A 12814-nucleotide genomic window follows, 5' to 3' on the forward strand; every position below is an offset into this window, starting at 1 on the left:
TAAAAGCCTTATAAGCGCTTGTCCTTTTTTTCCATAGATCTGATAAGCTCTAACAATGCGCTGTTTATAGGAACCGGTATGCCTATGCCGCCTGCTCTTCTTACAATTTCGCCGGTTATCTGATTTATTTCAGTCTTTCTGCCTTTTTCAATATCCTGAAGCATACTTGACTTGTTAGATGATGTCTTTTCTGCAATATCCCTCACGGCTTTCCAAGGATCATCAAGCATGACACCTTCTGCTTCTGCAACTGCAGCAGCTTCGTAACATGCCTCTTTTGCCAGTGACATATATGGTTCATACAGAATGCAGCCGTTTGTTTTTCCAGATATCACTGTAATGGGGTTGATTGACGCATTGGCTATGGCTTTCATCCATATGTCTGAGAATATGCGGCTTGAAGTTCTTGCTTCAAATCCGCTTTTTATGAAAATGTCTGTGATTTTTTCTGCGGCATCGTCATATGGTCCGAATGAAGTGACCCCCTCACCCGCCAGAACAATCTCGCCCGGTCTGGTCATTGTAACTCCCATGGTTGTTGTTCCCACAACTCCTTTCCTGCCGAATCTGCGGGAAATATGTTCGTAGTTTCCCAGACCGTTTTGAATGGAAGCTATGATTGTATTATCATCAATTATTCTGGAGATATCATCGCCGGCATGTTTGGAGTCGTAAGCTTTTGTTGTAACGATTATAACATCTGGAGGTTCCATGCCGTCTATGGAAGTTACACATTTTAGGAACACTCTCTCTTTTCCTTTACTGCTGCATACAAGCAGGCCGTTTGAAGAGATGGCATCTGCATGGGGTTTCCTGGATACTAATGTAACATCATGCTGCCCGCTTAACTTCTCACCTATGGCGCTCCCTATCGCCCCTGCCCCATACACTAATATGTTCATGTAGCTCTTTTCCTTGCGAGTGTTGCTTCATTATGCGCTGTTCTAAGAGGGAGTGGAATCCCGTGACATAAGAAGCGAATGCACAATTCAGTTGCTGTATTTAGAGATACACGGTGGCCGACTGAAACATATGTTGCTGAGCGCCCTTCCTTTAATGCAATTCCGGATATCTTTCCGTCAATCGTGATCTCTGATCTGTTTGATTCTGGTGATTCCACATGGCCGTATAATAATGATTTAGCGGCACCGATTGTTGGGACATTGCAAAGCACTCCCAGATGCGAAGCTATTCCCGCCCGGGGATGCAGCAGACCATGTCCATCTACCAGATATATTGCATCTTTTACATCAATCAGCTTTGAAAGTACTGGAGCTTCCCGGTAAGATAGGTATGTAGGAATATATGGAAATCTTACGGAGCACTCAACCTTCTTAATCTCTACCAGCTCATTGTTTTCCAAGCTGTAGACTGCAGCTACGCCAAACGATCTTTCACCAATGTATGATACATCTAAACCGACAACATGCCGGAGAACTCCAAAATCGTCTTCTTCTACAACGTGTTCACGTATCTCTTCCTGCTCATCCCGAAGCTGCTTCAGCACATTTGGAATATTAAATTCTGCAAATCTCACGGAAGAAAAGTTCTCTATGCTTCCGTTTTTGATCTCAACTCCTTCTGATTCAAGAAGGGTGATTTTCTTGTCTGAATTTTTGCCTTTTCCGCTGTACCATCCGACCTTTCCGTCTGAATATACAACCCTGTGGCATGGTACAACTATTGGAGTCGGGTTTTTAGACAAAATTTCTCCGACAGCTCTTGAAGCCCGAACATCCCCAAGCGCTTTGGCAATATCCCCATATGTTGAAACCATTCCTTTTGGGATTTGGGATGTTGCTTCATACACCAATGAAACAACATCGGGAGATTCGAGCATCAGCGCACCTACTGATACTTTTCCCAGCACACAATTTCATCCAGATCTTTTCTTGGTCTTGCAGCAGGCGATTCATCCGGATAGCCAATCGTCATACACAGTGCAACGCGCATATCTGCAGGTATTTTGGCGACTTCCTTGACCTTATCTTCTTCAAAAGCGCCTATCCAGCAGGTGCCCATTCCCAGCTCTTCTGCCTGCAGCGTTATGTGATCAAGCATAATCACGCAGTCTTCCGCACTCCATCTTTTCTCGGGATTATGAACTGCAATCAAAACTGCTCCGCATTCTTTTACGAAGCTTTGGTTTTTGCAGGCGGCGACCATTTCTAATTTTATCTTTTTATCTGTTATCACAATCAACTTTCTTGCCTGATCGTTTCTTGCAGACGGCGACAGACGGGCAGCTTCCAGAATCTTAGACATATCCGCTTTGGAAATCTGTTCCGGCTTGTATTTTCTGACGCTTCTTCTGTTTGCAATAGCTGTACTCACTTCCATATTTATCCACCTTTACTCATATTCCCAAAACCGTACTGATGTGTTATCTTTAGGATTTACCACCATGTTAAGTTCTTCGTTGCAGAATCTGCAGATGCCGTCTGTTTTCTGTGCGCGGGTTGACACTCTTCTCACAGCAACCCGTCCGCACCTTGGACAAACAGTATCTCCAGCACTGGGGTAGTTGACGTTTCCTAAATACACATATTTGAGACCCTGATCATACCCTATCTGCCTGGCATTTAGAAGAGTACTTATCGGCGTACTGTCAAGATGACGCAATTCAAAGCATGGATGGAATGCATTGAAATGCACTGGTATCCGTTCGTTTATGCTTCTTACCCAGTTTGAAAAAGCTTCCAATTCCTCATGGCTGTCATTTATCCCGGGTATAACAAGGTATGTCAGTTCGATATGATTTTTATGCTCTGCTGCCAGTTCCACACTTTCCAGGACCGGCTTCAGTGTTCCGCCGCAGTATTTTTGATAAAACTGATCTGAAAATGATTTTACATCAATATTGAAAGCATCGATATACTCAAGAAGTTCGCTCATCGGTTCTTTCTGAATGTAACCGTTGGTCACGCATACGGTGTATAATCCGTTCTTTCTGGCTTCTGCAGCAGTATCTTCCATAAACTCATACCAGGTCGTCGGCTCATTGTATGTGAAGGCAATTCCGCCGCATTTCTTAGATAACGCCCTTTTACAGATCTCCTCTGGCGAGGTAACTGCTGAATTTACGACCCATACCTGCGAAATCTGATAATTCTGGCAGTTTTTGCAGCTCAGATTGCAGCCCCAGCCGCCGATGGAATACACGTATGTGGAGGGATGAAAATGAAACAAAGGCTTCTTTTCAACAGGATCTACATGGGCTGAGGAAAGGTTTCCATAGGGTGTTTCCAGAACACTATGTTTATTGGATCTCACTTTACATCGTCCAGATTTGCCTCTGGGTATCATGCAGCTATGAGGGCAGAGTTCGCAGTGTATCTTTCCTCCGATCTTTTCCCAGTATTTTCCTACCTGGTAATCAGCTTTTAAAATGTTCCCAACCCCTGTATTCTAATTTAACTGGTTTTCCACTTTTCATCATGACATTATCATTCCCCTTTGCTTCACCTATGATGTAAAAATTACCTCCAAGGGCTTTGCGCAGATACTCTTCTCCCAGAGGATCAAATGTGAATACAAGTTCGTACTCTCCTCCGAAGTATAGCACAGTTTCCAGCTCGTCTGAATTGGTTCTTCGGATGACATCTTTGGTTTCTTCTGTGATGGGGATTTTTTCCCAGTCAATTTCAAAATATACATTTCCGCTGTGTCTGGATATCTCATTGATTGAGTATGCCAGTCCGTCGGTCACATCCATGCAGGCAGTCACATAGCCGGAATCTGAAAGAACACATCCTTCTTTGGTTCTTGGAAACGGTGTGAACAGACTTTTTTTAATTCCGGGAGCGTCAATATTTGACTGGACAGCAAAGAAACCAGCGGCTGCAGTTCCGATCGGCCCGGTAACTCCTATGAGATCTCCTGGCTTTGCCCCGCCTCTTTTCAGCATCTTTTTTTCATCAACTATTCCCAGAGCTGTTCCGGAAATCACAATGCCTGCACCTTCTTTGGTGTCTCCGCCCAGAATCTCTGCGCCTATTGCGTCTGAGCATTCCCGTACTCCTCTCATCATTTCTCTGAAACATGAAACTTCCAGATCCCTTTCCATGAACAGTGATACGAGTATGCCGATTGGAGCAGCACCCATGGCAGCCACATCGCTGTAATTAACTGCCGCTGCGAACCAGCCGATATCATAATAGCTCATTCCTTCAGACGCATGAGTTTTTTTAGACATGATGTCAGACGAAACTACTATGCATTTGTCTCCGATTTTGATGGCAGCTGCATCATCCCCAGGACCCAGAGCCACTCTGCTGTGTGAGTTTTTAACAATCTCATTTACAAGTGCTTTTTCTCCGACAGTGCCCAGGGTAGCCATGAGTTACACACTACACATTATTAGTTTAATAGTTACCTTTGGAACAAGTCTGCAGTCTGCTTGCTATTTTGTCTATTACCTAATTTTTCGTAATTTCATTTTTAGATAAATACGATAATCGATTTTTAGGCAGTACTTTTGTACGAAAAAATGCTAATTTGGATGATTAGTATCTAACCGTTAAATATTGAGAGCTTAATTGTCCCTCGATCTTGATGAAATTGACTATTCCTTATGGGAAGGACGAAGCACAGGACTTAGTAATCCCAGATGAAAACTTTGCAGGTGTAATATATCCTAATGATGTAACAGTCGGAAACGAATCCGATGAGATCCGCCGAGCGTTGGACAATCCTGCTGGAGGTCCGACTCTTGAAGAGTTCCTCAAAGGCGGTAAAGACGTAGTATTCATTGTTAATGACGGAACCCGTCCAACACCGACCAGAAAAGTATTGGATGCTTTGGATGAGCGCATGGATCTTTCATCGGCTAGATACCTGATAGCAACTGGCTCCCACCGCGCCCCTACAGATGAAGAATATGACTTCATATTTGGAAAACATTATCAGCCGCTGAAGGACAAGATTTATTCTCACGATTCTAAAAATGACAACTGCATCAATCTGGGAAAGTCAAAAAACGGCACAGAGATGGAAGTCAATGAAATGGCAGTCAATGCTGACAGACTTGTGATCATCACCTCTGTCGAACCGCATTATTTTGCAGGATATACGGGAGGCAGAAAAAGCTTCCTTCCCGGCGTAGCTTCATACAAAACAATCGAGCAGAATCACAAACTGGCAATGAAGCGCGAGGCTCAGGCGCTGGTGCTTGATGGAAATCCGGTCCATGAGGATATGATGGATGCTCTTGAGGTTGTCAAAGGAAAGCAGATATTTGCAATCCAGATTGTATTGGACAGGCATCAGAATATCTATAAAGTGGAGGCAGGAGATCTCCATAAATCATTTGCAGCAGCCGTAGCACATGCAAATGAGGTATTTTCAGTCAAAATAAAAGAGAAAGCCGATATTGTCGTCTCAGTCGCACCTTATCCAATGGATGTAGATTTATATCAGTCCCAGAAAGCTTTGGACAATGGCAAGTGGGCTCTAAAAGATGAAGGAATTATTATAATGGTTTCAAAATGCAGGGAAGGCGTGGGACACCCGACATTCCTGCAGCAGCTTTCGCTTTCAAGCGATCCCAAAGAAGTGCTTGAAAATCTGGCGAAAGAGTATAAATTAGGATACCATAAAGCAGCAAAGATGGCAGAAATTGCTGTGTGGGCTAATATGTGGGCGGTTACTGAACTTGACCACGAGCTTTTGAAGAAAGCAAATATTAGGCCATTCTACAAGATTCAGGATGCAATTGACACTGCTTTAAGTTTGAAGAATGATGCTAAGATTCTTATCAGCATGGACGGAAGCATCACTGTTCCAAGGGTGGAATAATTATGGCAGATTACATAGAATGTACTAATCTAAAAAACCTGAAAACTGAAATGATGACCTGCACAATGTGCGGATTCTGCAAAAGCGTATGCCCGGCATTTGAAAACACTGGCTGGGACAGAGGAGTAGCAAGGGGAAGAATGGTCCTCTCTTATGGTTTGATGCAGAATGAAATTCCAGCTGATAAATCAGTCATCGAAGCACTCTATCAGTGCACAACCTGCAAGGACTGCGAAAGACGCTGTCCCTCCAAGGTAAGAGTGGTAGATGTAGTGGAAAGCGCCCGCAGGGATCTCGTTGCAGCAGGAAATGTGCTCCCCCAGCACAAGAAAGCAATTGACAACATCAGGATGTTTGGAAATCCGTTTGGCAGTCAAAAGTCTGTACCAGAGATTCTCGGACAGGTTCCTAAACATGCTAAACTGGGATATTTTGTGGGATGTACATCAGCTTACAGAAACACTTCTACCGCAAAAGCCACAATATCTATCCTTTCAAAGCTGGGTGAGGATTTCACTCTGGTAAATGAAGTGTGCTGTGGAAGTGTGATGCAGCGCGTAGGGTGGCATGAAGATGATGTTATAGCGCAGATGAAAAAGAACATCGATGCCATTACCGCCCAGGGAGTCGAGACCGTTGTATTCTCATGTGCTGGATGCTACCGTATGTTCAAAGAAGAGTATCCAAAATATGTAGAAGTTCCATTCAAGGTTCTTCACATTTCAGAATACTTAGACTCCAAGGATCTCAAGCTTTCTTCATTTGATAAGAAAGTTACCTACCACGATCCATGCCACCTGGGACGTCACGCAGGCGTTTACAAATCACCAAGAAATGTGATTTCAAAGATTCCCGGCGTAGATTTCAAAGAAATGTCGAGAAACTCTGCAACTTCCCGCTGCTGCGGAGGCGGAGGCGGTGTAAGATCAGCATATCCAGAGCTCTCATCTCAGATTTCTGCAGGCCGTGTTAAGGAGGCCAGCTTTGCTGACGTTTTAATCACATCCTGTCCGTTCTGCGTGAATAATCTGAATGTGGGAAAGGAACAGATCAAAGCAGACGTTGAAATCATCGATCTCGTAGAGCTTATAGACTCACTTCTATAATCTCTATGCAACAATCAGTGCATTCACCAAATGCACTGACTAAACCTTACTTATCATCCGGAGATGCACATTTGAAAAGCAATATTTTTTTGAGTTCTTCTTCGAAAAAGCCTCTTGTAATGGGAATTTTAAATGTAACTCCAGACTCATTCTCGGATGGAGGCAGGCATCTGGATTTTAAGCGTGCCCAGGTTCACGCCGAAAGGATGCTGGATGAGGGTGCAGACATTATCGACATCGGCGGAGAATCTACCCGTCCGGGTTCACTGCCAGTTTCCGTGGATGAAGAGCTGAAAAGGGTAATCCCGATTCTAAAGCAGATAGCTGATTCTTATGATGTCCCAATATCTGTTGATACGAGAAAAGCAGAGGTGGCAGAGGCAGCTTTGGAAGCAGGCGCCTCAATAATCAACGATGTCAGCGGATTCAGCAATGATATGATGGAACTGATCGCTTCATCTGGTGCGAAAGCAGTACTGATGCATTCTCTGTGGGATCCAGACGTCATGCAGAAAAATGTCTGCTCAGATACATACTCTGATGTCATTTCAGACATGCTCGTCTGGGCAGAACAGAGAATTTTCGCTGCAGAAGAATTTGGAGTTAAGAAAAGCCAGTTAATTTTTGATCCTGGCATCGGGTTTGGAAAACTCTCGAGCCATAATCTTGAAATCATTAGAAGATGCAGTGAGCTGAAATCTATCGGTTTGCCGCTCCTGATCGGAGCTTCACGTAAAAACTTCATCGGGGAGCTGACTAAAAAACCGCCTTCTGAACGGCTCGGCGGAAGTTTAGCCGTTGTAGCTGCAGTCTATGGCTGTGCAGACATTGTGAGAGTTCACGATGTCACTGAAACTGTAGATCTGGTTAAGGTTCTGGATGCTATTCAAGATTATTAAATCTCATTATTCTAAAAAATTGGGTATAAATACTATACATTGCTTGTGGGAATTATTCAATCTCTCCATCATCATACTTCCTTTGGACAGGAGTATTGTGATATAACTCTCATTGGAAGATTTTGAGGAGATGCTTAACTTACGCTGATGTCGGTGCAACTTAATTCACCGCATATGAATAACACGCGTAGCCCGTGTTCGGAGGAAATTAAATGATAGAAAAGCTGGCTAGTTGCATAACTAAACATTATAAGTGGATCATTGCAATATGGATCATTGCATTACTCATTGCAGTGCCATTTGTTCCTAAATTGAGTCAGGTCTTGGTATATGACGAGACTCAAATGGCTCCTCCAGATGTTGAATCAATGTCTGCTCAGGATTATATAAGTGAGAATTTTGGAAGTGCTGATGCGGTTCCCGGAACCATCATTGTTCTGGAGTCACCCGAAAGCATTACTGATGAAGAATCTTTGAATTTGATTTATTCGATACAAAGTCAGCTGTATGAAAAATACGGCTCTGATGTGACTGTAACTTCTGTATACACGCCTCTTCAAGAATTTTTAATCATGATGAATGCGGCATACCAGAGTGTTCAGGCTCAATATCCAGTTTTGACCGAAGATCAAATTGCAGAGTCTGTACTGGGTAATTTAATCCAAACCGGAGTTCTCCCCCCTGACCTAACTCAGCCGCAGCATATGCAGATGGTTGGAGTAATTAAACAGGCTGGACAACTGGGAGTTTCTCCAAGTCAGTCTGCAGTACTTGAACTCAACAAGGCCGTTATAGAAGAAATGGGCGGGCTGAGCAACATTGAAGCTTTGTTCCCTGCGCTTGGAGATTCTTTATCATTATTGATCTCTGAGAATGGAAAAATCACCATGATGACTCTTGCATACGGCGAGAGCGGGTCTGCAACGGACGAGCAGCTTTCAGAACTCAGAACTATTGTAAATGGTGCAGCAGAGGGAACATCCGTGCAGCACTGGATTACTGGATCAGATCCTCTTGGATCAGACCTTGAAGAAAGCACAATGAGTGATCTGAAAATTATCGAGCCAGTTACGATCGTTCTTGTTTTAGTTCTGATTGGTCTCTTCTTCCGTTCCCTGCTGGGTGCCGTAATGCCGCCGCTCTCAGTCGGTATCGCCTTAGGAATTTCATTCTCGTTGGTATACCTGCTGAGCTTCGTGATGCAGATTCACTACTCTGTTGAGACTCTCATGCTCACAGGTATGATGGGAGCCGGGTGTGATTACTGTATCTTTATTCTATCACGTTACAGGGAAGAGCGTAAAGCCGGAAGGGATAAGGAGAGCAGCGTAAGAGAATCCGTCATGTGGGCCGGCGAATCAATTGCCACCTCTGGTGCAACAGTGGTCATTGGTTTCGGTGCCCTGGCGATTGCAAACTTCTCGATGCTTCAATCAATGGGTATTGCTTTAGCTCTGGGAGTACTGATCGCATTACTTGTCGCTTTAACTCTAATTCCTTCATTACTCATGCTGTTGGGAGACAAACTCTTCTGGCCGGCTAAGTTCGGTAAACCGACAGATCCCGAGACTTTCAAAAAGAAGTCTATGAAAACTAAAGACAAAGTTGGCTATTTCACAAGGAGTGCCAAGTTTGCCATCAAACATGCAAAAGTGTTAGTCGTTGCTATGATCCTGATTTCTGTACCAGCTATCTATTTAGTTGTAGAAATGGAGCAGAGCTATGACTTCGTTGGTGCCATGGCTGATACTGAAAGTACCGAGGGTCTTGCTGTATTAGGAGAAGGCTTTGGTTCTGGTGTAATCCAGCCTACGCAGATAGCCATTTCATTTAATGACGAGTTCCTTCTGCCAGATAATACTCCGAACCTTGACGAATTCAATCAAGCGTCAGAGCTAGCGAGCATGATCGGGGAAATGGATGGTGTAGCTTCGGTTACGGATCTTCAGCAGCAGTTAGAGAATGGAACAATAAACTCAATTTTAAGCGATGACGGCAAATCTCTTCTGCTCACAGTCGTCTTCCAGAATGATCCATACGATGCAGTATCTATGGATTCACTCAATAATATGAGGAACATAGATCCAGAGGAAGAAGGATGGTCTGCTGTAAATGCAATATATGTCGGCGGCTCAACAGCTCTGATGTATGATATTTCACAGCTTGTTCAAAACGATATGAACACAGTTGAGATTGTAGTTGTAATTGCTATCTATCTCGTACTTCTGTTCGTTCTGGGCGCGGTAGTCAGTCCGCTTAGATCCATCATTACAATTCTTCTAAGCATCTCATGGACTCTGGCAGTAATGGTGCTGCTGTTCCAATATGGATTAGGACAGGACATCTTATGGATTGTTCCGATGGTTCTTCTTGTAGTCTGTCTTGGACTGGGAATGGACTATGATATTCTGCTTACCACAAGGATACGTGAGGAAATTGCAAAAGGAAAATCCAATGATGATGCGATTGTTTACTCGGTTGAGAAGACTGGAGGAATCATCACAGCGTGCGGATTCATCATGGCAGCAGCCTTCGGAAGCATGATGCTGTCAAGCGGATACCTTCTCAAAGAATTTGGATTCGCTCTGATGTTCGCAATTCTCCTGGATGCTATGTTTGTTCGTATCTATCTTGTTCCAGCTATAATGTCTCTGCTTGGCAAATGGAACTGGTGGGCACCGGCGCCAATAGCAAAAATGTACAAAAAGAGGAATGCCAGAAGGCTGAAAAACGTCCAAGCTTCTCAGGACTATCTTTCTTCATGGCAAAGAAAACCAGAGGAGTAATCTCCTCTTCTTTTTATTTTTTAAAGTTTAATCTTGCGTTTTCACGTGAATTTTAGAAGTAGAATATTACACCGATTGCAATTACAACTATTGCAGCCACCACGATGAACAGGTTTTCCTTGAGATTTGATTTTTTTTCCTTAGACTCATATTCAGTCTTGCATTTTTCAGAGCAGTACTCCTCACCTTCTGTAATTGGTTCTTCACACAATTTACAATGTGAGTGCGGTACAAGGCTTGCAGTCGCCATGTTTCCCGCTAACGCCGTGGCATGTACTTAAAGTATTATCATAACTCAGTCGTAGTTTACAATAACTTAAACAATTGACGATGTACGCATATGTCGCATCGTATCCTTCATTTTATGATGCACACAGGCCTTAAATTATACGAAATTCGTAACATGAGACACATATACTCTAGTGAACATTAAGATACACACTCAAATCTAAATCAAATTTATATATGCGGTACTTTGTGAACACCCTAATACGAGGGACTTCGGATGAGACAAATACTTGTTGACCTAGCGAAATGTAAAGGATGCAGGCAGTGTGAAAAGGCCTGCTCTAATGCACATAGTGCAACGACAACAGGAGATTCCAAACCGGTCTCACGTGTAAAAGTCTTATTCACCAAGTCTGAAAATGGAAAGAAAGGAAGTCCCTATCCTATGCGCTGTCATCAGTGTGAGTTTCCAAAATGTGCTGAAGCCTGCATGTCAGGCGCACTTATCAAAACTAAAGATGGAATTGTAATTCATGAAGATGACAGATGTGTCGGCTGCTGGATGTGTGTTATGACCTGCCCATACGGAGCTGTATTCCGGGATGTGGAGAGAAAAGTGGTTGTAAAATGCGATACCTGCCTTGATGACGAAATTCCTGCCTGTGTAGCTGTATGTAAATTTGATGCTATGAAAATAGAGGAATCCAAATGATAAACTCTTATGACTATATCATAATTGGAAACAGTGCAGCAGGAATAGGTTGCGTTGAAGGTATCAGGAAAGTAGATGCAACCGGTTCCATTGCAGTAATCTCTTACGAAGACATCCATGCTTATTCTAGATGTATGGTCACTCATTACATCTCTGGACACATTGATGAAAAGAAGATGTACTTCAGAAAGGAGAATTTCTATGATGAGTGGAATGCAACTCCTTACCTGGGCCGCAGAGCTAAGAAAATAGTAAGATCTTCAAAAACTGTCAAACTGGACAACGGCGAGGAGCTTCACTATGAAAAACTTCTGCTGGCAACTGGAGCAGCTCCGGCACCTTATGATGTTGCCGGAAATTCACTAGATGGTGTCTATTTCCTTCGTACGATCGCTGATTCCGAAGCTATTCTTAATGATGTAGCCGAAGGAGGAAAAGCTGTAATTCTAGGCGGCGGACTCGTTGGTATGAAAGCTGCCGATGCTCTGAACGAAAGGGGCATGGATGTTACAATAGCCATAGCTTCTTCCCAGCTGCTGTCTCAAACTATGGATCGCTATGGTGCAGAACTTATCCGCAATGCAGTGGAATCCAACGGCATACACGTTTTGACTGACAGCCCTGTTAAAGAAATCCTTGGGGACGGCCACGTTACCGGTGTTGAGTTTGAAGGGGGAGAAATAATCCCTGCTGACCTGGTAATTCTGGCAAAGGGGGTCCGTCCAAATACAATTCTGGCAAAGACCTGCGGAATCGATGTAGACTACGGTATCCTAGTCGATGAATTTATGAAAACTTCTGATGACGATGTCTACGCTGCCGGAGATGCTGCTGAGGCTTTGGATTTGATACGCGGAGGAAAAGTAGTTCACGCAATCTGGCCCAATGCTCTGGAGCAGGGCAGGATCGCGGGAATGAATATGGCTGGTGCACACGTAGCATACCAGGGCGGCATAGGAATGAACTCTGCAGAATTCTTCGGTGTTGCCGCGATCAGCATGGGTCTATGCCGCAGCAGAGATGAAGATGGTCTTGAAGTCTTAGTCTGCAAGGATGAAGAAAAAGGAACTTACCGCAAAGTCGTTCTGCAGGACAATGTAGTTGTTGGAGCCGTGTGTATTGGAAATGTTGAATGTGCCGGAGTATTCAATGGTTTGATACTTAACCGCACTGATGTTTCTGGAGTAAAAGATCTGCTTCTGGACGATGATTTTGATTATGCTAAACTAATTGGAATCTGTCTGGATTGATCAGAGGGTTTTATTTACGTCTATCTGCTTCTACTGA

General features: G+C 43.7%; 12 protein-coding genes. 6 read left to right on the forward strand and 6 right to left on the reverse strand.

The genetic code is table 11. The annotated features are described in order from the left end of the window. Positions 1-8 precede the first annotated feature (8 nt). The 5 genes from H729_RS01150 to thiL are packed head-to-tail and all read right to left on the reverse strand — an operon-like array spanning position 9 to position 4339. Positions 9-902, reverse strand: coding sequence for a ketopantoate reductase family protein (locus H729_RS01150; RefSeq protein ID WP_020448168.1), 894 nt, complete (start codon positions 900-902; stop codon positions 9-11). Then, a complete protein-coding gene (locus tag H729_RS01155) occupies positions 899-1870 on the reverse strand; it encodes an endonuclease V (RefSeq protein ID WP_020448169.1) in 972 nt (323 codons plus the stop codon). Before H729_RS01155 ends, H729_RS01150 begins: the two co-directional genes overlap by 4 nt. Further along, a complete protein-coding gene (locus tag H729_RS01160) occupies positions 1849-2340 on the reverse strand; it encodes a nitroreductase family protein (RefSeq protein ID WP_020448170.1) in 492 nt (163 codons plus the stop codon). The genes H729_RS01155 and H729_RS01160 overlap by 22 nt, the downstream gene beginning before the upstream one ends. Positions 2341-2352: 12 nt before the next feature. Further along, complete coding sequence (gene amrS, locus H729_RS01165; RefSeq protein ID WP_048133781.1) at positions 2353-3390, reverse strand: AmmeMemoRadiSam system radical SAM enzyme; 1038 nt, start codon at positions 3388-3390, stop codon at positions 2353-2355. Next, the gene (gene thiL, locus H729_RS01170; protein ID WP_020448172.1) at positions 3377-4339 is read right to left on the reverse strand and encodes a thiamine-phosphate kinase; all 963 of its coding nucleotides are present in this window, start codon (positions 4337-4339) and stop codon (positions 3377-3379) included. Before thiL ends, amrS begins: the two co-directional genes overlap by 14 nt. Before the next feature lie 215 nt (positions 4340-4554). Here thiL and H729_RS01175 point away from each other — a divergent pair, with 215 nt between their 5' ends. The 4 genes from H729_RS01175 (at position 4555) to H729_RS01190 (ending at position 10587) form a co-directional block, all read left to right on the forward strand. After that, positions 4555-5796, forward strand: a complete 1242-nt coding sequence (locus H729_RS01175; protein ID WP_020448173.1) for a nickel-dependent lactate racemase family protein — start codon at positions 4555-4557, stop codon at positions 5794-5796. Positions 5797-5798: 2 nt separating this feature from the next. Next, entirely contained in the window at positions 5799-6902 is a 1104-nt protein-coding gene (locus tag H729_RS01180; protein ID WP_020448174.1) for a (Fe-S)-binding protein, read from the forward strand. 71 nt (positions 6903-6973) lie between these two features. After that, entirely contained in the window at positions 6974-7801 is an 828-nt protein-coding gene (folP, locus tag H729_RS01185) for a dihydropteroate synthase (RefSeq protein ID WP_020448175.1), read from the forward strand. 212 nt (positions 7802-8013) lie between these two features. After that, positions 8014-10587 carry an MMPL family transporter gene (locus H729_RS01190; RefSeq protein ID WP_020448176.1) on the forward strand — a complete coding sequence of 858 codons (2574 nt, stop codon included), beginning with the start codon at positions 8014-8016 and terminating at the stop codon, positions 10585-10587. 52 nt (positions 10588-10639) lie between these two features. On the opposite strand, the gene H729_RS01195 is transcribed toward H729_RS01190, so the two are convergent. Then, positions 10640-10837: a DUF2116 family Zn-ribbon domain-containing protein gene (locus H729_RS01195; protein ID WP_020448177.1), complete on the reverse strand. Its 198-nt coding sequence runs from the start codon at positions 10835-10837 to the stop codon at positions 10640-10642. Positions 10838-11092: 255 nt separating this feature from the next. On the opposite strand from H729_RS01195, the gene H729_RS01200 reads away from it, so the two are divergent. Continuing rightward, positions 11093-11527: a 4Fe-4S dicluster domain-containing protein gene (locus tag H729_RS01200; protein ID WP_020448178.1), complete on the forward strand. Its 435-nt coding sequence runs from the start codon at positions 11093-11095 to the stop codon at positions 11525-11527. Continuing rightward, on the forward strand, positions 11524-12777 hold the full coding sequence (locus H729_RS01205) for an NAD(P)/FAD-dependent oxidoreductase (protein WP_020448179.1): 1254 nt from the start codon (positions 11524-11526) through the stop codon (positions 12775-12777). The genes H729_RS01200 and H729_RS01205 overlap by 4 nt, the downstream gene beginning before the upstream one ends. The last annotated feature ends 37 nt before the right edge of the window (positions 12778-12814 follow it).

Origin of the sequence: Candidatus Methanomassiliicoccus intestinalis Issoire-Mx1, from assembly GCF_000404225.1 — an archaeon.
Classification (GTDB): domain Archaea; phylum Thermoplasmatota; class Thermoplasmata; order Methanomassiliicoccales; family Methanomassiliicoccaceae; genus Methanomassiliicoccus_A; species Methanomassiliicoccus_A intestinalis.